The organism is Pseudomonas sp. UBA4194 (genome assembly GCF_002379585.1).
Lineage (GTDB): Bacteria > Pseudomonadota > Gammaproteobacteria > Pseudomonadales > Pseudomonadaceae > Aquipseudomonas.
In genome coordinates this window covers 60,077-81,739 of record NZ_DFUE01000075.1, presented here as the reverse complement: position 1 = coordinate 81,739, position 21,663 = coordinate 60,077, and the positions used below count along the sequence as shown (strand labels likewise).

Genomic DNA, 21,663 nt, shown 5'->3' with positions numbered 1-21,663 from the left:
GTTTCGCCTAGGACCATTCACCTATCTCGGCCAGTCGCAACTTGCGCATCAGGTCCACCTTCTTGCTTCGATGCCCCTGCATCCGCCCGATCACATCGTCCAGCGTGCCGATGGCCTTCAGAATATGCGGCCCCTTGTTCAACATCACGCATTCGGCGCGCCCCCCGGTGGCGGCATCGGTGATCTCGGCCCGCGAAGGGCTGCCGGTCTTGGCCAGGGTTTCGAGTACCTGGGTCGCCCAGATCACTGGCACATGGGCGGCCTCACACAGATGCAGAATCTGCTCCTGCAACTCCGCCGTGCGCTCGAAGCCGTTCTCGATAGCCAGGTCGCCTCGGGCAATCATCACGCCCAACCGAGGCAGTTGCATCCCGGCCAGCAGCAACTGGGCCAGGTTTTCGAAGCCACGGCGCGTTTCTATCTTCAGCACCACGCCAATATCCTGCGCATCCAGGCGTTGCAGATGACGGATGAGGTCATTGATATCGGCCGCCGTGTTCACGAACGACATCTGCACCACGTCCGCATGCTTGCAGGCGAACTGCAGGGCCTGCAGGTCTTCGGGGGACAGCGCATCGAGCTTGAGCTCGGTATCGGGCAGGTTGATGCCCTTGTCGCTCTTCAACTTGGCCCCGGCGGGAGCATGGCAAATGCGAATATGCAGGGCATCGGCTTCCACCACCTCGATAACGCCGCCAATCTTGCCGTCGTCGAACCAGATCGGCTCACCGGCGCGAATGTCCTGAAATGCCGGCCCCAATGTGCACCCCACCGTGGCCGGCGTCTTTACATTGCCCCGAGTGTCGAGGGTTGCCGGACGACCTGTCTCGATATCCTGGGTCAATACCAGCATGTCGCCCTCATGCAGCTTGATGCTCTTTTCCTTGGCACCGACCACGCTCAGCACGGGCGTATTGGCGGAACGCCCTTTTGCCCGCTTCAACTTCAAGCGCTGCCCCTGGGTCACGTAGGTGGTCTTGTGCACCTCGGCCCAGCAGCCGGTCTTGCCCACGGCCGTAATCACCAGGCGTCTTTTCGAACCGCGGGCATCCCGAAGACGAACCTCGTCGCCGACCTTCAATGCCCCCAGCCACGGCCCGGCGACGCGAATGCCCTGTTCGGCCTTGCTGGCTGCCCGCGCCTGGGCGTACAGCCAGACCTTGGCAGGGGCAACGACGCGCCCCAGATCGTCGCGTTGCGGCTTGAGTCGAATCACCTCAGGCTTCTGGTCGATCTGCCCAGTACGCAACTTGGGCCCGGCCAGGTCCATCATGACGCTGCACGGCCGTCCCTGGGCACGGGCCGCCCGCCGCGCATGCTTGATCATCTTCAGCCAGGCGGCGGGCGAGTCGTGGGCGCAGTTGATGCGCTGGCAATCCATGCCAGCCTTCACCAGCGACTCGACCAGGGCATAACTCGTTGCCGCTTCGCTGGGCATCGTGACCATGATGCGCACCCCGCGCTCCGGGGTGTCACTGCCGAACAGCGCAGCGGTATGCGCGTGCAGCAGCGCTTCGCCGTCGCCTGCCGACACCATTGAGCCGCTGCGCTGTGGACGCCGCCCCGGTGTGAGCTGGCGAAGCACTTCGGTGACCCGTTCAACCGACGCCATGACATTGGCCTCGCAGCGCCCCAGGGACGACACGCCGAGATTGGCCAGTTGCCGTTGCAGAGCGCGAATATCGTTACGACGCAATGCCAGGTAGCCCAGCAGGTTGGCAGCGCTTTGCGCATAGGAAGGATGAACCGTGAACCCCTCTACGCCTTGCTGGGCCTGCTGTACCTTGTTACGCAGGGTCGCCGCTTCACGGTAGGCGGACTTGATCGAGTCGGCATTCAGAACGGCGGCTGCAGGCTCGGCAATGACAGTCATAACGTTTTCCCGGAGTGGTTGAGTAAACGGTATGACAATGCCAGGATCTTATGACGCCCTGAGTTCTGTAACAGCGCGTATCGAAGCTGCCGCCATCCACAACAAAAGCCTGCTGTCCCCCATGGTCAGCGAGCCGGCAAAGGCCTACCGTGATCCACAGCACATTCCAATCGGCGCGACAGGGGATCGATATGACTGAACACAGCCCGGATACCGATTCGTTGCAGCCGCTCACCGCGCGGGAGGTGTATCAGGTATTGAAGGATATTGCGCTGGGTACCCGCCGCATGCGGCGTATCACCCGGCAGCGCTGGGCGCAGATCCGCACGGGGCCGATGACCCTGGAGGTGGAAGGGTGGACGCTGGTGTTGTACAGCCATGGCGGGGAGTTGGACTATGTACAGTCCTGTCAGTCACCGGATGGGCGCCGCGGGGACTTTGCCAGTTGGCAAAGGTACGGCACCGATCCGGTGAGTCTGCTCAGTATCTGGGAGCATAACCAGCTCGAGAAAATGCTCGGCGAGCTGTAGCGCCCAGTGGTGCGGCGCTTACAGAAGTGCCTTGTCGGCCATCCCTGAACCCAGGTCCGCCCCAGTGACCGGATTGCTGGTCGGGTCCGATGCAGTACGGACCTTCAACTGCTCGAGCACCTCGTTGTCCGCCTCGGACAAGGTCACCGAAGCCAGGCCGTCGCCGCCGTCCACTGCCGGTTCCGGGAACTCGACGTATTCCCACTCCTCGCCTTCGTTCCACGGACCGCGCACATTGGGCTCGCCCGACATGTTGAAGTACTTGTTGGTGAACTTCGGCATGCCTGGCAGCTTGCCTTGCGGAAAGTTGGGCTGAATGGAGTGCAGCGCTTTCTCGAAGGACAATTGGTGGGCGATTTCACGGGTCATCAAAAAGCCCAGGGCCTCTTTCACGCCGGGATCATCGGTGACGTTCATTAGGCGCTCGTAAACGATCTTGGCACGTGACTCCGCCGCGATGTTGGAACGCATGTCCGCAGTGGGCTCGCCGATGGTGTCGATGTAGGCTGAAGTCCAGGGCACACCCGCAGAGTTCACCAGGGGAGCACCGGCCCCGTACAGCAGGCTGGTGATGTGAGAGTCGTTGCCGGCGCCATTGATCGCCCGGTACAGCTCGCCCTCCTCTTCTACACCCTCAGCCAGTTGGCCCTTGGCGCCTTTGTTGAGCATGACGATGATGGAACCGACGATCTCCAGGTGGCTGAGTTCTTCGGTGGCGATATCCATCAGCAGGTCCTTGCGGCCTGGATCGTCTTCGGCAAGAGCCTGGGTGAAATAACGGGCTGCGGCCGCTAGTTCGCCCTGGGAACCGCCGAACTGTTCGAGAAGCAAATTGGCCAGGCCCGGATTGGGTGCGGCCACGCGCACGGTGTACTGGAGACGCTTGTTGTGTAAGAACATGATCACTTCCTCAGGCTTTCTATTATGAGTGACGCCGTATCGCTCAAGGAGACTGAGGAAATGCGCGGCGCCTGCAAGTAATAGGAGGTATAGCCTTCGGCAATCGTCCCTTCTGTTTCAACTTAAGGGACGAGAGGTCATGTGGAGAACGTTCAGCGTATCTGGTCGGAATTATTTCTTGTGTACGGCAGACTTTTCGATCATCTCTTTAGCCGTGCCATTGGGGATGTTCACCAACACATACTTGTCCTGGATTTCCACCCACTGTTCATTTTCCCCAGGTGCCGTCAGGTGACGCTTTTGCCAATCCTTGAGCGCCAATGTTTCGCGTTTGTATTCGTCAGGTACTTTATCGCCTTCCTTGATTTCCACCATTCCCGCACCGGGTCGATCAAGATTGACGGCAGGCTCTTCCGCTGCGTGGGCCGCTATCGGCAGGGCAAACAAGGCGGCGAGGAGTAGGCGAGGCAGGCAGTTGTTGTGGGTCATGTTGTATGTCCTTCTATCCATAAGCCCGGCATCGAGCATTGTTTTGGTAAGGCTTGCCTGACTATGGACCCTGCGCGGGGCAAATGTTTCCATTCCATGCCCCCTTCGCCGGGCAGAATGCCGCTGGTCGGCCGCCGACAAGCGGTGTAACAACTTTTTGGAATCTTCCAAAACTGTGCAGGGTCAGGATTATTAGAGACTGAAACAGTACGGAGATAAACCCATGACTATCGAAGCCGATACATTGATCCAACTTACCGAAGCCTTGCGCAACCGCGGCCTGCAACTAATGCGTGACTGTCACTTCACCCGCGCGCCTTACCGCCACGACCACCGATGGATCTGCGTAGTTGAATGAAGTGTTCATGACGCGCAACTATTGCGGGACGTACACTGGCTCCCGCAATGCCGTCGCCCTGCTATTTAACGCACTCACTATTCAGATCGCCAGGGACAGCCTGAGTCCATCATAAATGGCGGCATGAATGTCCCTGCTGGCTACCGCATCACCGATGCGAAACAGTTGGAATGCATTCTCAGGCTGCGTGACCAAAGTCTGCTGGCGGATATCGATAAAAGCCTGGTGATCGAGTTCACCGCGATTGCTCGAATGCTCTTTGAGAGCGAAGTACAACTCATCCAGTGGCAGCGTACCGTGCTCGACGATCACATGATCTACCGTGCGTTCGTAGTGTTGGCGAGTGGCTTCACACCAGAGTCTGGCCACCCGTTCGGCGCCTTGGCGACGTACGCCCACCAGCCGGTGATGGAAAATCTGCTCGACCCCTCGTTCCACAAACACCTTCAGATAGGGCGGCATGTTCAGCCCGCCCACGTCAGGGCCCAGCATCGCCTCGCCGGTCACCAGCTGCACCTTCACGCCTGGCGTCTGTGCCAGAACCTCGGTGCAGCTCATGGCCTGGTGCCCGCCGTGACCATCGAATACCAGTACCCTGCCCTGCGGCTTGAAGTCGCCGGTCAGCACTTCCCAGGTGCTGCGCACCAGGTCGTTGCCCTCCTCCAGGAAATCGCAATCGGGAATCCCACCGGTGGCGACGATCACCACCTCCGGCATCAGCGCCAATACGTCATCGGCTTCGGCATAACAGTTGTAACGGATGTCCACGCCCAGACGTTCGCACTCGCTCAGCCGCCAATCGATGAGGCCAATCAGCTCCCGCCGGCGCATCGGCATGGCGGCCACGCGCACCTGCCCGCCGACCTTGTCTGCCGCTTCCAGTACGCTGACCCGGTGCCCGCGCTCGGCGCATACCCGCGCGGCCTCCAGGCCGGCGGGGCCCGCGCCGATGATCACCACGTGGCGGGCGGGTCCGGCACTGGCCGGGGTCATATGGGGGATGGTGCTTTCCCTGCCGGTGGCCGGGTTATGAATGCAGTGGGCCTCGCCGGAGATATAGATGCGGTCGATGCAGTAACTGGCACCGACGCAGGGGCGAATGCGCTCCTCCTGGCCAGCGGCGACCTTGGCCAGCAAGTGGGGGTCCGCCATCTGTGGGCGGGTCAGGCCTACCAGGTCCACCAGGCCCTCGCGCAGTGCATGGCGGGCCGTGGCGACATCGCTGATCCGCGCCGCGTGCATCACCGGCACCGGCACGGCACGGCGCACTGCGCCGGCCAATTGCAGATGGGGTCCGGCCGGCGTACCCATACCGGGAATCACCTGTGCCAATGCTTCGCTGGTGTCGATGCGACCCTTGATCACGCTGATGAAATCGATGCCGTGGTCAGCCAGCGTGCGTGCGATTGTCAGCCCTTCCTCCTGTCCCAAGCCGCCGCGCATGTCCTCGTCAACCGCCATGCGCACGCCGATGATGAATTGCTCGCCCACCGCCTTGCGCATGGCCGACAGCACCTGCAGGGGAAAGCGCAAACGGTCTTCCAGGCCCCCGCCATAACCGTCGTCGCGCACATTCGAAGGGCTCCAGAACGCATCGAACAAATGCCCATAGGCCTCGATTTCGACGCCATCCAGGCCGCCGGCCTGGCAGCGCGCGGCGGCGTCGGCGTACTGGCGCACGATACGTTCGATATCGAAGTCCTCCATCTGCTTGGTAAAGCTGCGATGGGTATGTTCCCGGCCCCGCTGCGGCCACATCAACGGCAACCAGTCGTCGGTGAAATTGCTCGCCCGCCAGCCCAGATGGGACAGCTGACACATCACGGCGCAGCCGTGCTGGTGCACAGCGTCGGCCAGTTCGGCCAGCCACGGCACCGCCTCGTCTTTATAAAGGTGCAGGTTGCCGAAGGCCGGCGGACTGTCCGGGGCGACGATGGCCGAACCGCCGATCATGGTCAGGGCCACCCCGCCCCGGGCCTTCTCCTCGTGATAAAGGCGGTAGCGTTCCCGGGGCATGCCGCCTTCGGAATAGGCTGGCTCGTGGGAGGTGCTCACCACGCGATTACGCAGGTGCAGATGTTTCAGGGCGAAAGGCTGCAACAGCGGGTCATTGGCGCTGGACATGGATTATCCTCATCGGCGTCGGCGGTTCAGGGCTGGGTAGTACTGGCGGTCTGTGCCGCTTGTTCGAACATGGCGGTGAATCGTGGCTTGTTGTCGGCGTAATACTGCGCCACCACCGCATCCACACTGCTTTCCTTGGCCTTCATCATCAGCGCCTGCAGTTCTGGCAGCGGCAGCGAGTAGTGCGCGAAGAAATAGGCCACATCAGGGTTTTCCTGGCTGAAACCCTTGCGCGCCACGGCATGGATCTGTTCGGCACCGCCGAACAGGCCCTTGGGTTCGTCCAGATAGCGCAGCTTGTACTTGGAAAACATCCAATGGGGGTTCCAGGCGTTGATGACGGCCCATTGGCCACGTTTGAGACCGCGGTCCATCTCGGTCAACATGCCGGTCTCCGACGACGCCACCAGCTTGTAGCCGGTCAGCTTGTATTCATCGATGGCCTTGAGCGATAGCTTGTATTGGCCGTTGCCCGCTTCGGACGTCAAGATCCGCCCAGCCAGTTTCTCCCGTACCGCGGGTTTGTTCAGGTCTTCCACGCTGGCGACCTCGCTGATGGGCACGGTCTCGGGCACCGCCCAGCCTATGCGTCCTTCGTACAGCACACCCAGATCTTCCAGTTGATCCTGGTACTTGTCCCAGAAGCCCTTGTGCGTATTGGGCAGCCAGACCATCGGGATCAGATCGATATTGCCGTTGGCCATGGCCTGGAACTGAATGCCGATGTCGGCCTGGACCATTTTGACGGGTCGTTTGAGGTGATCTTCCAGAGCGGTTTTTGCCAACTTCGCGGTGATTTCGGTATCCGACCAGTTGACCCAGCCAATCCGCACCGGGGGCTTCTCGGCCGACTGCGCCAGTGCACTGCTGGCAATCAGCGCCAGGCCACAGAGCCAGGCATAAGCTTTTGGTCTATACAGGGGGTAGGCGTTCATGGGCTCGATCCTCAACGTTGGGTTATGTTTTTCTTGGCAGTCGAAGGCAGCACTCTTGTTTGGCACTGATGACACCAAAGCCCAGTGCCCCGCGCAATCGATTAAAACTGCCGGTTGAGATAAGGAAAGGTTATGGAAAGGCTTCGCCGGCGCCTGCCGCCCTTGACCGCTCTGGTGGTGTTCGAAGCCGCCGCGCGCTTGCAGAGCTTCACCCTGGCAGGACAGGAAATGTGCATCACCCAGGCGGCGGTGAGTCGGCAGATTCGTCAGCTGGAGGAGCATCTGGGCAACCCGTTGTTCATCCGCAACCACCGCAACGTCACGCTCACCACTGCCGGTGAGCGACTGTTCGAGGCCGTGGACCAGAGTCTGGAAACCATCGCGCAGGCCAGCACCGAAATTCGCGGTGATGCCAGCGATGCCGTGACTATCGCTGCGACCGTGTGCATGTCCACCTACTGGCTGATGCCACGCCTGGACGCCTTTCAGCAGGAGTTCCCGCATATCGCGCTGCGCATGTTCGCTTTCGACCGGGAAATCGACCTGCGCGCCGAGAACGTGGACATCGCCGTGACGTGCGGCAACGACGGCCAGCGCCATGGCGTGCGAATGACCCATTTGATGGATGAGGAGTTGGTGCCGTTGTGCAGCCCTTCCTACCTTCAGGGACGCAGCCTGAACGAGCCCCAGGAACTGCTCGGCGAGCGCCTGCTCAACCTTGATCGTGAACATTGGCGCGGGTTTCACTGGGCCGTGGCGGACTGGGCCGCCTGGTTCGATCAGATGAACGTGCGCGCCCCTCTGCCCCCGGCGCGCATGGCGTTCAACAACCACGCCCAACAGATCCAGGCCACGCTGGAAGGCCGTGGCATCGCGTTAGGCAGCCCGCAGATGCTGGCGGACCTGATCCGCGATCGGCGGCTGGTCGAGGCGCTGCCCTACCGCTATGCCACCCGCCGTGGCTACTTTCTGGCCGTCAACGAACACTCGGCGCGGCCCAACGCCGTTGCCCAGTTGCAAGCCTGGCTTCTGGCAGATGCATCTGGCAGTGCAAAATCCGAGCATTTCTGATCTGATTGCGGTCCATGAAAGGTGCCTCGAGAATCGGGCCCTGGACCAACTACAGGCGTGGGTGAGTAAAAGCTTTGGACTACCAGACTCGTGAAGTGCTCTTGGCCGAGATCGCCCGCCTGCGCAATGCCCTGGAGAAAGCCGGCATCGACCCGCAACCCCAGGTCGATGAGACTCATGAACGCTATCGCCTCGCCGCCAAGGCGACCAACGACGCCATCTGGGATTGGGACCTGCAAGCCAACCATGTGCTGTGGAACGAAGCCTTGGAAGAGGCTTACGGCCACTCGCTGAGCAGCATCGAGACCACCGGCGACTGGTGGATTGCCCAGATTCATCCTGACGACCGCGCGCGCATCGACGCCTCGATTCACGCGGTGATCGATGGCACGGCGTCGGCCTGGACCGACGAGTACCGCTTTCGTCGGGTCGACGGCACCTACGCCGAGGTACTGGACCGTGGCCATGTGATCCGCAATGCCAACGGCCAGGCCATCCGCATGATTGGCGCGATGCTCGACACCAGTCGCATGCGCAGCGCCGAAACTGCGCTGCGTCAGAGCGAGGAGCGTTTCCGCACGATCCTGGAAACCGTGGAATCGGCGTTTGCCATCGTGCAGGTGAAATTCGACGCCGACGACAAGCCCATCGATTACCGCTTCGTGGAGGCCAACCCCGCGTTCGAGCACCAGGCCGGGGTCAACCTGCGGGGCAAATGGGTCACCGAGTTTGCGCCGAACCTGGAACAGTTCTGGTTCGACACCTATGGCCACGTGGCCAAGACCGGCGAACCGGCCACCTTCGAAAACTATGCCGAAGCCTTCAAGCGCTGGTTCGACGTGCGCGCTGTCAGTGTCGGCGACCGGGCGGATCGCCAGATCGCGATCATCTTCAGCGATGTGACCGAGCGGCGTACTGCCCAGGAGCGCCTGCGTGCCAGCGAAGCCCTCGCCCGTCAGAACATCGAACGGGTGCAACTCGCCCTGGCCGCCGGGGCAATCATCGGCACCTGGCACTGGGAGTTGCAGACCGACAGTTTTACCGTCGACGAAGCCTTCGCCCGCGCGTTCGGCCTGGACCCGGCGTTGGGGCACGAAGGCCTGACCCTCGAACAGGTCATCGAAACGGTGCATCCCGAGGACAAGGACGGGCTGACCCAGGCGATCAATACCGCCATCGGCAGGGGCGGAGCCTACGCGCATCAATACCGGGTGCGGCGCGCCGATGGCAAGTACTACTGGATCGAGGCGAACGGACGGGTGGATCTTGCAGCCGACGGCACACCGATCAGCCTGCCCGGCGTGGTGATCGACGTCGAGGAGCGACGCTCGGTCGAAGCCGAGCGGGATCGCGCCACCGCGGCCTTGCGTGCACTGAACGACACCCTCGAATTGCGGGTGGCCGAACGCACGGTCGAGTTGATGCAGGCCGAGGAAAAGCTGCGTCAGTCGCAGAAAATGGAGGCGGTGGGACAGCTCACCGGCGGTATCGCCCACGACTTCAACAACTTGCTGGCGGGTATCTCCGGCGCCTTGGAGCTGATGGACAGCCGTATCGCCCATGGCCGCTGGCAGGACGTGAGCAAGTACATCGCCACCGCCCAGGGCGCCGCCCGACGAGCCGCCTCGTTGACCCACCGACTGCTGGCTTTCTCGCGGCGGCAAACCCTCGATCCCCGCCCTACCGATGTCAACGTACTGATGGAAGGCCTGGACGAACTGATTCAACGCACCGTGGGCCCCAGCGTCAGCGTGCAGACGCAACCGGCCATAGGGCTATGGCCGACGCTGGTGGACGCCAGCCAGCTTGAGAACGCCTTGCTCAACCTGTGCATCAATGCGCGTGACGCGATGCCCCACGGCGGCTGCATCACTGTCGCCACCGCCAACCATTGGCTGAACCGGGAGGCGGCCAAGGCATTCGACCTGCCGGAGGGCCAGTACCTCTCGTTGAGCGTGACGGACACCGGCACCGGCATGGCCCCAGAAGTCGTGGCCAAGGCATTCGATCCGTTCTTCACCACCAAACCCATTGGCCAAGGCACGGGCCTGGGGCTGTCGATGATCTATGGTTTCGCCAAGCAATCGGGCGGGCAGGTGCGAATCCATTCCCAAGTGGGTCAGGGCACGCGCATCAGCATTTACCTGCCGCGTTACTTTGGCGATTCGCCGCAGGATACCCGCGAAGATGACCCGGTAACGGTCGTGCCTGCCGTTGGTGGGGAAACCATTCTGATCGTGGACGACGAACCCACGGTGCGGATGTTGCTGATGGACGTGCTGGGTGATCTGGGCTACAGCCTGATCGAGGCCAGCGACAGCGTCTCGGGACTGAAGGTTTTGCGCTCGGATGTGCATATCGACCTGCTCATCACCGACGTCGGCCTGCCCGGTGGCATGAACGGCCGGCAGATGGCCGACGCCGGGCGCGAAGTACGCCCACGGTTGAAGACGTTGTTCATTACCGGGTATGCGGAGAATGCGGCGGTGGGGAATGATGTGCTGGGGCCTGACATGCAGATTCTGACCAAGCCTTTTTCGATGGATGCACTGGCGGCGCGGGTGCGGGAGTTGATGGGGCCTTGAGGGTTGGGGTCTGGTTGTTTGGGTTGTCTGGAATGTCTGGAATGTTTGCGGTGGATGGTCCCCTCACCCCAGCCCTCTCCCTGGGGGAGAGGGAGCTAAAGGCGGATCGCGGTGGGTCGGCTGGCAGTGATCGGCTCCCTCTCCCCCAGGGAGAGGGCTGGGGTGAGGGGACCATTCAACCCAGATCCCCCAGACCCCCACCCGCTCCCATCAAGAAGCCTTGGTAGTCTTCTTGCGCGGCGTAGCCCGCCGTTTCGGTTTCTCCTCGGCATCCGCGCTGTCAGCCTTGGCCTTCGTCGCCTTGCCCTTGGCCGGTGCAGCGGCTTTGCCCTTGCCGCCCAGACTGCGCTTGAGCAGTTCGGTCAAATCGATCACATCCGCGGTCTTGCGATCCGCCTCCTCGGCACCGGTCTCGACGTCCTCGATCTTGCCCTCGCGCGCCTTGGTCTCGACCAGCGCCATGATCTGGTCCTGGAAGGTGTCCCGATACTCATCAGGCTCCCAGTCGGCAGACATGTCTTCGATCAAGCGTTTGGCCATGTCCAGCTCACTCTTGTTGAGCTTGGCCTGGGTAACGTCCTTGGTCAGTTCCAGGGTGTCCAGGCTGCGCACCTCGGACGGCCAGCGCAGCAGCACCATGACAATGGCCTCATCCAGCGGCATTACTGCCGCCAGGTGCTGGCTGGTGCGGATAACCACATTGGCGATAGCCACCTTGCCGCTGTCGAGCAAGGCCTGGCGCAACAACGCATAGACCTTCTCGCCGCGGCGATCCGGCGCCAGGTAATACGGGGTGTCGATATGCTGCAGCGGAATCTTGGCACTGTCGATAAAGGCGAAGATGTCGATGGTCTGGGTGGACCGGGGATGAGCGGAACGGATCTCTTCCTCGCTGATGACCACGTAACGGCCTTTCTCGTACTGCACACCCTTGACGATGTTTTCCTTGGTGATTTCCTTGCCGGTGACCTTGTTGATGCGCTTGTAGCCCACCGGGTCCATGCTGCGCTTGTCCAGCCAGTCGAAGTCCACGCCCTGCTGCGAGGTGGCCGACACCAGCTGCACAGGGATATGTACCAGCCCGAAGCTTATAGCGCCCTTCCAGATTGCCCTTGCCATCATCGTGTCCCTGCAACGTGTGTCTACGGCTGACACGAGCGCGACGGGGAAAGTTTCGGTGTGAGGATGCGTGACCCTGAGTCAGGCGTTGCTGACCCGGTTGACGCTGGTGATCTGACCGTTCCAGATCATTTCGAAATGGGCGCCCTGAATGACCGAAGTGACCAATCGGGGCGTCAGCAGTCCCCAGCACACATTGCCGGGCGAGCGCACCGAGTGATAGCGAAGGCCTGGGCTGCCCTGGTTTTTCAGGTGCTGGCCCAGCTGACGGGATTGGCTGTAGTCCTCGGACGCATAAATGCCATCGTTGGGCGAGACGCGGGTGGCGTCGACCAGCCCCGCTTCGCTGAAATGGCAGTTCAGTCCACGGAACACGAACCGGTCATAGTTGAGTTTCACGACCTGGGACCAATAGTGGTTCTGGTGATAACGCACTTCAGCAATGGCGGTATCGATCTGATCAGCCACATACAACACGCCGAAAGAGCCGTCGCTGAACCGTGAGCCCTCCGGGTTGACGTGGGTGAACGGCGCGGTAGCGTAAGAGCAGCCCGCGATGCCGAAGGGGATCTGGTCCAGCGCCACCAATTCCAGCCGCCCCACTTCGTTCTGCAGACGCGGGTTGGTCAACGCCTGGATCTGGTACAAGGCCTGGAATTCGTCGGCACCGGCCACGTCGTCGAACAATTCGATGGGCGGAAATTTCGAGTTGACCAGTCGATAGCCTTGCTGCCGGGCGTCACTCAGCGTCGGCAGTTGCTCTGCCGTCACCATTGCGCACCCCGCAGCGCATCGATGCGCCGAAATGTCTCGTACAGCGAGATGAAGTCGCCCTGGGCCATGATATCGAGCGGTTTGCGACCGTTGAAAAACGCGTTGCGGTTCTCCATGGATGGAAAGCCGTAGACGTTATCGGGGTTGTCGAACACCGTGCGCAGGGCCGCATGAATGTTCAGGACGAAACTGATGCGGTGCATCTGGTCCAGATCCAGGCCGATGGACCAGGCGTCGTCTGCCTGCCGCGCGCGCGTGTAGGTGCTGCGCGATATACGCAGAATGCGGCAAGCCTGCTCACTCGACGCCTGCCATTTATCGATGATGCGCAACGCCGCGCGCAGGCCGGCCACGCATTGGTCCTTGGTGAACTCGGTGATGGGAAGGCTGGCTGGCATGGTGGCTCCTGATATGCATCTATAGAATCATTTATAGTCTATTTGCATCCATAGAGTCAATTCAAGCGTGACCCAGCGACGCCAAACGCTGCTAGCATTACCCGCCTCGACAGCCACCGCCCTCCGTCCCAAGGACCTTCCGTGACCTCCGCTCTCCTGCCTCGCCGTCCCGGCACCGGAAAAATCGCTTTGCTTGGCCTCCTGCAAATCCTCTCGTGGGGCGGCTCGTTCTACCTGATGGGGGTGCTGGCCGACCCTATTGCTGCTGATACCGGGTGGCCTCATCAATGGGTCTTGGGGGGTGCGTCCATCGGCTTGCTGGTCGCCGCGCTGTTGTCACCGCTGTGCGGCCGGCTGATCGCCAGAGTCGGCGGCCGCAAGGTACTGGGCGCTCACGGGCTGATCTTGGCCGCCGGGCTATGGATGATGGCGCTGGCGCCGTCGTTGCCAGTGTTTCTGCTGGCCTGGGTGATCATTGGTGCCGCCATGGCCACCGGCTTGTATGACGCGCTGTTCACGTCGTTGGGGGCGACCTATGGGCTGCATGCGCGGCCTATCATCGTGGGGATCACGCTGATCTCGGGCTTCTGCACCACGGTCATCTGGCCGGCACTGGCGCTGATGGAGCATTGGCTGGGGTGGCGCATGACATGTGCGGCATTGGGTAGCGTCGCGCTGGTAGCGCTCTATCCGTTGTATCGCTACGCACTCGATGCCCAGGTCCCGATTACCCTGAGCACGCGGGACGCTCAGGTCGCTGGCCGGCCACTGGCGCCTTCGATCTACTGGGCGATGACGTCGCTGTTTGCCATTGCGGCGGCCCTGATGACGTGCCTGTACATCGTGCTGCTGACCGTATTGCAGGCGCGTGGCCACAGCCTGGCCTCCGCCATCGGCCTGGCCGCGATGATCGGCCCGGCACAGGTGCTTTGCCGGGTGATCGATTTATTGCTCAAACGTCAGGCGCCGATGTTCACCGCCTTGCTGTCCAGCGGCTTTACCGCGCTGGGCTTGCTGATCGTCGACTTTGCACCGGGCTGGGTAGCCTGGGGATTGATCTGTTTTGGCGCCGGCAACGGCCTGCGCGCAATCGTCAAGAGCACCCTGCCGCTGATGGTGGTCAGCGCTGCTGACTATGCCGTGGTGTCCGGGCGCATGGCCGGCCCCGCCCTGCTCGCCCAGGCGGCCGCGCCAATCGCCTGTGGCTATGTGATTTCCACCTTGGGCACCGAGGTGATGATGCATGTATTGACAGGCCTGGCGCTGGTGGCATTTGCGCTGTGCCTATGGCTGGCCCACCTGGTCAAAAACCCCGTAGCAGCGGCGTAAGCCGCGTCCCCTGCCCAATACATGTCGCCAGTGCCGCCCCCATCGCGGGCAGAGCCCGCTCCCACAGGGGTTTTGGGTCTGGCCCACCATTTGGCCTCATCCAAATCCCCTGTGGAATCTGCCCACCATCTGTGCCACACCCAGATCTCCTGTGGAATCTGCCACCCATCTGTGCCCCACACAGATCTTTTGTGGAATCTGCCACCCATCTGTGCCCCATCCAGATCCCCTGTGGAATCTGCCCACCATCTGTGCCACACCCAGATCTCCTGTGGAATCTGCCACCCATCTGTGCCCCACCCAGATCTCCTGTGGAATCTGCCACCCATCTGTGCCCCACACAGATCTCCTGTGGAATCTGCCACCCATCTGTGCCCCATCCAAATCCCCTGTGGAATCTGCCCACTATCTGTGCCACACCCAGCCCCCCCTGTGGGAGCGGGCTCTGCCCGCGATGGGGCCGGCATGGGCGGCGCATGGGCGATGGACGGACGCGGCTTACGCCGCTGCTACGGGGTCAGGGTGGCTATGGGGGGTGTGAGGCGGGTGGCGATCTGGGCGGAGAAGGTGCGCGCTGCGCTCCAGCGCAGGTGGATGGCATCGATGAACGCCGCCGCAGCCATCGTGTGATCGGCATCGCCGTTCCAATAGTCACCACCGCTGCGGGCCAGGGTTGTACGCAGTTTCTGGTCGAAGGCCTTCATCATCGCCCCCTGGCTGTCATGCTCGGCTTTCCATTGCGGGTGCATGGGCGTCGCGACCACGGTCAACGCGCGCCCCTCCTGCTTCAATCGTCGAGCCAGCGAATCGAGGGCCCGGAAGCAGGCCTCGTCCAGCGGATCCGGCTGGCCATACAGCAGATCTCGAGAGTTGGCCGTATTGAGCGGACCGTCGCCGTAGCGGTCAAACACCAACGGATCGAATTCCATCAGGTCGGCACGCTGGGCCTTGACCGTACGGGCATTGCGCAGCAACGACGCCGGCGAAAAATAACGCATATACGGCAGCCACCCCGAACCCTGGCCATACACGTAAGCATCCGCGTCCGCACGGTTGAACACCGCATCGGGCACCGCCGCGCAACCGGCAAAATCCTGCGGATCGACGATCATCACCACCTCGCGCACCGACGCCTCGCGATCCAGCAGCCAGTTCGCCACATACACCGCCTGGTTGGCATGCAATCCACAGAAGGCGCCATTGAGCGGGCGCGTTCCTGGCCGTTGGTTAGCCACCGTCTCGCCGTCGAAATGGCGCCAGGCCACCGATGAGCCGACCACCAGCAGGTTGGGCGACTGCACCGGGTTGTCGCGCATGAAGGTCAATTTTTCATCCGCACACAGGCTGTTGGAAAACGCGGGCGGCGGCAGATGGCCGGTGATTTCGAGACCCAACAATAGCCCTGCGAACACCGCAAGGCTGCCGAACAGCCCAGCAAAAATGCATAGCAGATAGCTCGCACGCATGGGGCGCGAGACGGCGTCGCAAACTTCTGGCTGGGTGGTCGGCTGCATGGGTCAGCTCCCTGAGCGTTTGCTTTCGATCAATTGCACGAACTGGCCCACGTTACGCAAGGACTCCAATTCTGCCGTGCGAAACTTGACGCCGAAGCGCTGCTCCGCCGCCACGATCAACATCACGTGCATCTGGCTGTCCCAGCCGTCGATCTGATCGGCAGTGGTTTCGCCGGTCAGCACCAGGGCCTCTTCGTCGAACAGGTCACGAAAAAGCTCGGTCAGTTCGCTCATTACAGGGGTGGTTTCAGTCATGGCTGATCTCGATGTAGTGGGTGGGTCGTTCGGTAGCTGGCAGCGCATAGCGCCATAACGTGCTGGATTGCGCATTCAGAACGCTGGGTTCGTAGACGAAACCCAACTGCGAATAATGCTCGGCGACCATGGCATTGCGCTCGCTGGGACGGTACTCACCGATCAAGGCGCTGTAGCCCAACTGCTCGGCGTGCAGGGCAAGCACTTGCAGGGTCGCCTGCTCGACCTGACGGCCCAGCACGCGGCAGCTCATCAGCCAGGTGTCGATAAACAGCTCCCCCGGCTCCGCCCCCGGTGTGGCCAGCACCACGCTGATCAACCCATTGTCCCCGAACTTGTCCTTGAGCCGCAGGCTCAGGGCGACCGCACCGGGCGTGGCGGCCAGCTGCTGCACCTGAGCCTCGCTGTAACGCCGGGTGGTCAGGTTGAATTGGTTGGTCTTGTTGATCAGTTGCGTGGCGCGGGGCAGTTCACCGGGGCCGATCAGCGCGGCCTGCAGCACCATCTGCAGGCCTTGCAGGTAGCCGGCCATATCGGTTGCCTGGCCCAGGGCAGCCTGGCGTTCATTGTTGGCAACGTAGGTACGGGTGCGCGCAGCGTCATCGGCGGTGAAGGCAATGGCTTCGAAATAGCCCGCCGCGGCGACTCGCGCCGGATAATCGGCAACGTCGTCGGGCAGCTCCGGCACCGCTACCTGAGGCAGCTCGCGGCGGACGATATCGCGCTCGGCAGGGTTGTCATCCACGAACACCAGGCTGTCCAGGCCAATGTTCAATTGACTCGCGATACGCCGCAGATTGCCTGCCTTGTCTTCCCAGTTGGCAACGAAGGCGGCGATATCCCCGCGTTTGATCGCCATCTCCGGATGCTCGAACGCAGCTTCGGCGACCGTCATGTCGTTCTTGCTGCACACCGCCAGAATCACCCCGCGGCGCGCCAACTGCGCAGCGTATTGCTGAAAGGCCAGGAAGGCTTCGCCGGTGGCACTGCCCTGCCCCAGGTAGATACCGTCGACGCCGTCATCGCCTACCACGCCTCCCCACAGGGTGTTGTCCAGATCCAGCACCAGGCACTTGCGCGAACGCCCGACCACGGCCGCTGCGATCCGCGCCACCTGATCGCCATACAGCGGCGCCCACACCGGGCTTACCAGCTGTTTGGCCTGATGCCAGCGTACCGGGTTGGCCAGGCCGTCGGCGTACTCGCCCTGGGCCGCGCTCCAGGCCAGGTCCAGCAACAACACACCCTCGTCCTTGGCGGCCTGGCGGATGCTGTGGTTAAGACGTTCCAGCACAGCGCGAGGCGAACCCGGAACCATGGCGTCGAAGCTGCCGAACACCGAAGGATCAGTCGACACAAAGGTTTGCTGGATCACCTGGGCGGCATGCCGCTCGCGGGCCTGCCGCCACAGGCCACGCAATTCGTTCACGCGCTCGAGCACCGCAGCCGCGGCCTCCTGTTCAGTGGCGTCGAGCGGTACCCGGGGCGGCGCATCCTTGGCATCCAGGGCCAACAAGATGACTTGCGGGGCAAACGCCGCCAGGGCCGGGTCATGGCCCAGCAGCGCCTGACGATACATTCCATAGGGTGCCAGATACAGGCTGACCGCCACCTGGCGCAGCAAGCCGCCCACCCGGATGCCCGGCAATAGATGATCCATGGTGTGCGAAGACAATATGGCCAGCCGCAGCGGCGTGAAACCCTCCAGCGCACGTGCTCCGGTGGCGGCCAGACCGGCTTGCGCCAGCCGGTCGATGCGCAGGGTGGCGGTGAAATCGCGACAATAGCCGGCCAGCTGCGCCGCCTGTTGCAACCGCACCAGCGGGTCCGGTTCAGCCTTGGCCGCCGTGATGGCGGCGCCGAGGTCGGGATGCCGTGCAAGCCATTGGAGCTGTTCCATCGCAAACCCCTCGCTGGATCAAAACTGGAAGTAGAGAAACTCGGTAGGGGCCACGGAGAACGCCGTGGCCAAGGCATAGAAGCCAAAGACGCCGATAGCCACCCCAATGGCCGGGCTGGGCTGCCAGCCCGTGATCGGCAACCAGCGCTGTAGCCAGTGGGTTTCCACTCGGGCATTCAATGCGGTACGCACATGCCCCATCCATTGCTGGATATTGGGCAAGCTCCAGACCCACACCAACAGCGCGGCAATCATGACCAGTGTGCGCAGGTGCGCCATGTGCACGTGCGCGGGCAACTCACTCAAGCCGCACATGCCGGCCAGCACCGCCAGAGCAGCACTCAACGTCGGCGCGCGGAAGAACACCATGGCCACGATCACACACGTGAAGGTCAGCAACACCGCAGGAATACGGTGTACCCAGCGGTCGCTGTCCAATGCCCAGCCGCGCCGCGCCTTCCAGGCACGCCAGCCGTGAGCGACCACCAGATAGAAGCCATGCACCAGGCCGAAAGCGACGAATTGCCAGCCAGCGCCATGCCACACGCCGGAGATGAACATGGTCAGCACGGTGGGATACGCCACCAGCATGCAGAATGTGCCCAGGCTCATCTTGCCGCGCTTGGGCATGGGCAGGCCCGCCGCCATACGCCGGCGGCTGATGCGCAGCACGATGGGGTTGTAGATGTAGCTGGTGAGAAAGCGCGTCAGGGTCATGTGCCAGCGTGACCAGTAGTCGATGACGTTGCGCGCCTTGAACGGACTGTTGAAATTGGCCGGCAGGCTGATCCCGAACAACAGGCCCAGGCCTATAGCCATGTCGGTGTAACCGGAGAAGTCGAAATAGATCTGCAGCGTGTAGCTGAGTGCGCCAATCCAGGCATCCGGAAGCGCAGGGACCGTACCGGAAGCTGCCAGATCGAATACTGGCGAGGCTTTTTCGCCCATGGGGTCGGCCAGTATCACCTTTTTGAACAGGCCCATCAGAAAGATGGTCAAGCCGATGGACAGGTTCAGCAACCTGGGCTTGAAGTCGTTGCCCTGGCCAAACTGCTCGAGCATTTCCTTGTGATGGGTGATGGGCCCGGCGATCAAGTGAGGAAAGAAGGTGATGAACAGGCAATAGTTGAGGAAGTCGTGCTCCACTACCGCGCCATCGTGGGTGTCCACCAGATAGGCGATCTGCTGGAACGTGAAGAACGAAATCGCCAGTGGCAAGGCGATGTGCTCAAGGCTCAGCCCCAGGTCGAACGCCTGGTCCAGGGTGCCGAATAGAAAGCCGGTGTACTTGTAATAGACCAGCAGCGCCAGGTTGGCGGCCACGCCCACCACCAGCATCACCTTGGAGCGGCTGCGTAACAGATAGCCGCCCAGGAGGTAGTTGAAAGCAATGCTGCCCAGCAGCAAAGGCACGTTCGCCGGATTCCACCAGCCGTAGAACACCAGTGAGGCCAACGTCAGCCACAGGGCTGCCCAGCGCTTGCGACCGCTGCCGGCAAACAGGAAGAAACCCAACAGCACGATAGGCAGGAAACCTGCGATGAACACCATGGAGTTGAATAACATCGGCGATACCCCGTGACCGGTAAAGATACTGACAAAAAGTAGCGCCGTGCCGGCAACCTTCACCGCACAGCCATCGCCGACAGGCGATATCGAAGTGCATCAACTTCAAAGGGCAGAGCCGTCAAAAGCAGAGAGATGGGGCAAGTTCCATAGTGCTGACGGACGGCAAAAGAATGGATCAATTAAATGACCAGCGCAAGCCTGTACTTACAACGCACTTAAATAGTTCAAAAAACCCGCTAAAAATCAGCTTGGTAGCACACTTTTTGTTTTTTGACGCAGCAAAACCGTCATTCAAAATCTTGACAATCGATGCGCCACATTAATGGCGCCTATATAAATCAATGACTTAACAATGCTCTGTTACAAATATAAACATTTTGTCAATATTTGGCCGGTGCTGCGTTGACTTCTTCATCCTCGACGCCTTTAATCCATTTCAGCACTCCGCAGACCCTTGATTTAGGGCGCCAGGACGGGTCAAGTCACTTTGGCCTTAGTGCAAAAGTCTGTGTTTTCCCGTGGGACCTTACGTGCTGGATCTGGAACCTGTTGCATGGCAGGTCTGTGCGGTAGCTATAGCATTGGCGACTTGCGCGCTCTTTCTCACGAAGTGGAAAGTTGCTGCCATTAATGGCATTTGCCTGCTGCTTGAACAAAAACTCGACGCGCCTTTATGTGGACAACCGTTGTATCCCAATTGGCAGCTCTGTGCCCATCATCCTCAAGCGAAGGCATTCCCATGGTCGATATTCGTGAACCGAACTCCACGATCTATGTAGATGGCTATTCCTACCGTGAGGTGTTCGCCGGCACAGAGCAAGCGCAGCCCAAACTCGGCACCACGATAGTCACGGTGACCTATGGCGATCGCCTGGGCTACCTCGATCAACTGGTGACCGACGCCCTGGGGTTCAGCGAGATCGACGAGGTGCTGATTGTCAGCAACGCTGCCACCGCCCCCATCGATCAGTTGGCCGCTCGCTGGCCTGGCCGGGTACGCCTGATAGAGCTCGACGAGAACAGCGGATCGGCCAATGGCTACGCGGTGGGGATCGAAGCCGCGTTGGCCAGCGGGGCCGAATACATCTGGATGATGGACGACGACAACACGCCAACGCCAGCCGCCGTACAGCTGCTGCATACCGAACTCAAGGCACTCGAAGGCGTGCACGGCCGCAGCCTGGTGGCGGTACTGGGCTTCCGTCCTGGCCAGCAAGAGGATATTGCCCAGGGCGTACCGACCTGTTTCGCCACCCAGTTGCCCTCCAGCTACTTCGGTTTTCACTTCGCCCAAATCCCTTACAAGCTCTGGCGTCGACGTCCATGGGGCAAGCGTACAGGCAAGCCGGCCGCCATGGTCAGCCTGCCGTTCGCTCCCTATGGCGGAATGCTCGCGCATCGAAGCCTGTATGAAAGCATCGGCGTGCCCCGCCGCGAGCTGGTGCTGTATGTCGACGATACCGAATACACCCGCCGTATCACCGCCAATGGGGGCTATCTGTACCTGCTGACCGACGCGGTCATCGACGAGCTGGAAGATTCCTGGAACAACAAGGCACGCACCAGCAACATCTATGAAGCCTTTCTGCTCGGCAACTCTGACTTCCGTGCTTATTACTCGGCGCGCAACCAGGCCTGGTTCGACAAACATGTATGGCTGGCTTCGCCCTGGGTCTACCAGCTCAATCGCAAGATCTTCAATGCACTGCTCAGCCATTTTGCGCGAAGACGCAATGCCCAGGAGCGCCTAGCGCTGCTGCGGCGGGCGATCCACGACGGTGAAAATTCCAAGCTGGGCATGAGTTCGACGTACCCATTGCGTTGACCGCCTGGCTGCACCCCCGTTTTTCCTGGGCTTGCGCGTATGCGTAGCCGTTTTCCTGCTGTTCAACCAGATAGAGTGCGCCCGCATGGACAAATCGACTGTTACAAGAATTGGA

General features: G+C 61.4%; 18 protein-coding genes. 6 read left to right on the top strand and 12 right to left on the bottom strand.

Going from position 1 to position 21,663, the window contains the following annotated elements; genetic code table 11:
* Window positions 1-7: 7 nt before the first annotated feature.
* The gene (locus tag B3397_RS18080; RefSeq protein WP_296252758.1) at window positions 8-1,873 is read right to left on the bottom strand and encodes a pyruvate kinase; all 1,866 of its coding nucleotides are present in this window, start codon (window positions 1,871-1,873) and stop codon (window positions 8-10) included.
* 191 nt (window positions 1,874-2,064) lie between these two features.
* On the opposite strand from B3397_RS18080, the gene B3397_RS18075 reads away from it, so the two are divergent.
* The gene (locus tag B3397_RS18075) at window positions 2,065-2,403 is read left to right on the top strand and encodes a DUF7693 family protein (protein ID WP_296252757.1); all 339 of its coding nucleotides are present in this window, start codon (window positions 2,065-2,067) and stop codon (window positions 2,401-2,403) included.
* A gap of 18 nt (window positions 2,404-2,421) precedes the next feature.
* Here B3397_RS18075 and B3397_RS18070 read toward each other — a convergent pair whose 3' ends face one another.
* Window positions 2,422-3,303 (bottom strand): manganese catalase family protein, encoded by an 882-nt coding sequence (locus tag B3397_RS18070; protein ID WP_296252755.1) that lies wholly within the window; start codon window positions 3,301-3,303, stop codon window positions 2,422-2,424.
* 171 nt (window positions 3,304-3,474) lie between these two features.
* Window positions 3,475-3,792: an RcnB family protein gene (locus tag B3397_RS18065; protein ID WP_296252754.1), complete on the bottom strand. Its 318-nt coding sequence runs from the start codon at window positions 3,790-3,792 to the stop codon at window positions 3,475-3,477.
* Between the two features lie 223 nt (window positions 3,793-4,015).
* On the opposite strand from B3397_RS18065, the gene B3397_RS18060 reads away from it, so the two are divergent.
* Complete coding sequence (locus B3397_RS18060) at window positions 4,016-4,150, top strand: hypothetical protein (protein WP_296252753.1); 135 nt, start codon at window positions 4,016-4,018, stop codon at window positions 4,148-4,150.
* 81 nt (window positions 4,151-4,231) lie between these two features.
* Here B3397_RS18060 and B3397_RS18055 read toward each other — a convergent pair whose 3' ends face one another.
* The gene (locus tag B3397_RS18055; RefSeq protein ID WP_296252751.1) at window positions 4,232-6,274 is read right to left on the bottom strand and encodes an NADH:flavin oxidoreductase; all 2,043 of its coding nucleotides are present in this window, start codon (window positions 6,272-6,274) and stop codon (window positions 4,232-4,234) included.
* Window positions 6,275-6,300: 26 nt separating this feature from the next.
* Window positions 6,301-7,209 (bottom strand): glycine betaine ABC transporter substrate-binding protein, encoded by a 909-nt coding sequence (locus B3397_RS18050; RefSeq protein ID WP_296252748.1) that lies wholly within the window; start codon window positions 7,207-7,209, stop codon window positions 6,301-6,303.
* Window positions 7,210-7,341: 132 nt separating this feature from the next.
* Here B3397_RS18050 and B3397_RS18045 point away from each other — a divergent pair, with 132 nt between their 5' ends.
* Window positions 7,342-8,280, top strand: coding sequence for a LysR substrate-binding domain-containing protein (locus B3397_RS18045; RefSeq protein ID WP_296252746.1), 939 nt, complete (start codon window positions 7,342-7,344; stop codon window positions 8,278-8,280).
* 110 nt (window positions 8,281-8,390) lie between these two features.
* A complete protein-coding gene (locus tag B3397_RS18040) occupies window positions 8,391-10,865 on the top strand; it encodes a PAS domain-containing protein (protein WP_414704407.1) in 2,475 nt (824 codons plus the stop codon).
* A gap of 210 nt (window positions 10,866-11,075) precedes the next feature.
* Here the strand turns inward: B3397_RS18040 and B3397_RS18035 are convergent, their stop codons facing one another.
* From B3397_RS18035 to B3397_RS18025, 3 genes are all read right to left on the bottom strand, one after another.
* Window positions 11,076-11,984 carry a Ku protein gene (locus B3397_RS18035; protein ID WP_296252742.1) on the bottom strand — a complete coding sequence of 303 codons (909 nt, stop codon included), beginning with the start codon at window positions 11,982-11,984 and terminating at the stop codon, window positions 11,076-11,078.
* Between the two features lie 81 nt (window positions 11,985-12,065).
* Window positions 12,066-12,758: an RES family NAD+ phosphorylase gene (locus B3397_RS18030; protein ID WP_296252740.1), complete on the bottom strand. Its 693-nt coding sequence runs from the start codon at window positions 12,756-12,758 to the stop codon at window positions 12,066-12,068.
* A complete protein-coding gene (locus B3397_RS18025) occupies window positions 12,752-13,156 on the bottom strand; it encodes an antitoxin Xre-like helix-turn-helix domain-containing protein (protein WP_296252738.1) in 405 nt (134 codons plus the stop codon). Before B3397_RS18025 ends, B3397_RS18030 begins: the two co-directional genes overlap by 7 nt.
* Window positions 13,157-13,297: 141 nt before the next feature.
* On the opposite strand from B3397_RS18025, the gene B3397_RS18020 reads away from it, so the two are divergent.
* Window positions 13,298-14,485: an MFS transporter gene (locus B3397_RS18020; RefSeq protein WP_296252735.1), complete on the top strand. Its 1,188-nt coding sequence runs from the start codon at window positions 13,298-13,300 to the stop codon at window positions 14,483-14,485.
* Window positions 14,486-14,994: 509 nt separating this feature from the next.
* Here B3397_RS18020 and B3397_RS18015 read toward each other — a convergent pair.
* From B3397_RS18015 to B3397_RS18000, 4 genes are read right to left on the bottom strand one after another with little or no spacing between them, the layout of a single operon-like run.
* Entirely contained in the window at window positions 14,995-15,999 is a 1,005-nt protein-coding gene (locus B3397_RS18015) for a hypothetical protein (protein WP_296252733.1), read from the bottom strand.
* A gap of 3 nt (window positions 16,000-16,002) precedes the next feature.
* Window positions 16,003-16,254 (bottom strand): acyl carrier protein, encoded by a 252-nt coding sequence (locus tag B3397_RS18010; RefSeq protein WP_296252729.1) that lies wholly within the window; start codon window positions 16,252-16,254, stop codon window positions 16,003-16,005.
* Entirely contained in the window at window positions 16,247-18,154 is a 1,908-nt protein-coding gene (locus B3397_RS18005; protein ID WP_296252726.1) for an HAD-IIIC family phosphatase, read from the bottom strand. Before B3397_RS18005 ends, B3397_RS18010 begins: the two co-directional genes overlap by 8 nt.
* An 18-nt stretch (window positions 18,155-18,172) precedes the next feature.
* A complete protein-coding gene (locus B3397_RS18000; protein ID WP_296252724.1) occupies window positions 18,173-19,720 on the bottom strand; it encodes an MBOAT family O-acyltransferase in 1,548 nt (515 codons plus the stop codon).
* Window positions 19,721-20,462: 742 nt separating this feature from the next.
* Here B3397_RS18000 and B3397_RS17995 point away from each other — a divergent pair.
* Window positions 20,463-21,548, top strand: a complete 1,086-nt coding sequence (locus tag B3397_RS17995; protein ID WP_296252722.1) for a glycosyltransferase — start codon at window positions 20,463-20,465, stop codon at window positions 21,546-21,548.
* Window positions 21,549-21,663 lie beyond the last annotated feature (115 nt).

Bases quoted from the DNA above. Each gene is read 5' to 3' on its own strand.
- B3397_RS18080 (WP_296252758.1), bottom strand. From the start codon at position 1,873: ATGACTGTCATTGCCGAGCCTGCAGCCGCCGTTCTGAATGCCGACTCG.
- B3397_RS18075 (WP_296252757.1), top strand. From the start codon at position 2,065: ATGACTGAACACAGCCCGGATACCGATTCGTTGCAGCCGCTCACCGCG.
- B3397_RS18070 (WP_296252755.1), bottom strand. From the start codon at position 3,303: ATGTTCTTACACAACAAGCGTCTCCAGTACACCGTGCGCGTGGCCGCA.
- B3397_RS18065 (WP_296252754.1), bottom strand. From the start codon at position 3,792: ATGACCCACAACAACTGCCTGCCTCGCCTACTCCTCGCCGCCTTGTTT.
- B3397_RS18060 (WP_296252753.1), top strand. From the start codon at position 4,016: ATGACTATCGAAGCCGATACATTGATCCAACTTACCGAAGCCTTGCGC.
- B3397_RS18055 (WP_296252751.1), bottom strand. From the start codon at position 6,274: ATGTCCAGCGCCAATGACCCGCTGTTGCAGCCTTTCGCCCTGAAACAT.
- B3397_RS18050 (WP_296252748.1), bottom strand. From the start codon at position 7,209: ATGAACGCCTACCCCCTGTATAGACCAAAAGCTTATGCCTGGCTCTGT.
- B3397_RS18045 (WP_296252746.1), top strand. From the start codon at position 7,342: ATGGAAAGGCTTCGCCGGCGCCTGCCGCCCTTGACCGCTCTGGTGGTG.
- B3397_RS18035 (WP_296252742.1), bottom strand. From the start codon at position 11,984: ATGGCAAGGGCAATCTGGAAGGGCGCTATAAGCTTCGGGCTGGTACAT.
- B3397_RS18030 (WP_296252740.1), bottom strand. From the start codon at position 12,758: ATGGTGACGGCAGAGCAACTGCCGACGCTGAGTGACGCCCGGCAGCAA.
- B3397_RS18025 (WP_296252738.1), bottom strand. From the start codon at position 13,156: ATGCCAGCCAGCCTTCCCATCACCGAGTTCACCAAGGACCAATGCGTG.
- B3397_RS18015 (WP_296252733.1), bottom strand. From the start codon at position 15,999: ATGCAGCCGACCACCCAGCCAGAAGTTTGCGACGCCGTCTCGCGCCCC.
- B3397_RS18010 (WP_296252729.1), bottom strand. From the start codon at position 16,254: ATGACTGAAACCACCCCTGTAATGAGCGAACTGACCGAGCTTTTTCGT.
- B3397_RS18005 (WP_296252726.1), bottom strand. From the start codon at position 18,154: ATGGAACAGCTCCAATGGCTTGCACGGCATCCCGACCTCGGCGCCGCC.
- B3397_RS18000 (WP_296252724.1), bottom strand. From the start codon at position 19,720: ATGTTATTCAACTCCATGGTGTTCATCGCAGGTTTCCTGCCTATCGTG.
- B3397_RS17995 (WP_296252722.1), top strand. From the start codon at position 20,463: ATGGTCGATATTCGTGAACCGAACTCCACGATCTATGTAGATGGCTAT.